We start from the raw sequence: 367 nt of genomic DNA, 5'->3' as shown, positions 1-367 counted from the left end.
ATCGGACGCGGGATGGAGCAGTTGGTAGCTCGTCGGGCTCATAACCCGAAGGTCGTAGGTTCAAGTCCTACTCCCGCAACCATTTCTTTAGTCAATAGAATTAAAATAATTGATAGCGTTTATCGGACGCGGGATGGAGCAGTTGGTAGCTCGTCGGGCTCATAACCCGAAGGTCGTAGGTTCAAGTCCTACTCCCGCAACCATTTCTTTAATCAATAGAATAAAAATAATTGATAGCGTTTATCGGACGCGGGATGGAGCAGTTGGTAGCTCGTCGGGCTCATAACCCGAAGGTCGTAGGTTCAAGTCCTACTCCCGCAACCATTTCTTTAGTCAATAGAATTAAAATAATTGATAGCGTTTATCG

At 46.0% G+C, this 367-nt stretch carries 3 tRNA genes; all 3 read left to right on the top strand.

Going from position 1 to position 367, the window contains the following annotated elements:
- Positions 1 to 6: 6 nt before the first annotated feature.
- The 3 genes from H5125_RS21875 to H5125_RS21865 all read left to right on the top strand — a co-directional run bounded on the left by H5125_RS21875 (position 7) and on the right by H5125_RS21865 (position 324).
- Positions 7 to 82 (top strand) — tRNA-Met (locus H5125_RS21875).
- A 45-nt stretch (positions 83 to 127) separates the two neighbouring features.
- Positions 128 to 203, top strand: a tRNA-Met gene (locus H5125_RS21870).
- Positions 204 to 248: 45 nt separating this feature from the next.
- A tRNA-Met gene (locus tag H5125_RS21865) sits at positions 249 to 324 on the top strand.
- The last annotated feature ends 43 nt before the right edge of the window (positions 325 to 367 follow it).

The organism is Shewanella sp. SR44-4 (assembly GCF_014163715.1).
Taxonomy (GTDB): Bacteria; Pseudomonadota; Gammaproteobacteria; order Enterobacterales; family Shewanellaceae; genus Shewanella.
This window is presented reverse-complemented; position numbering and strand designations above follow the sequence as displayed.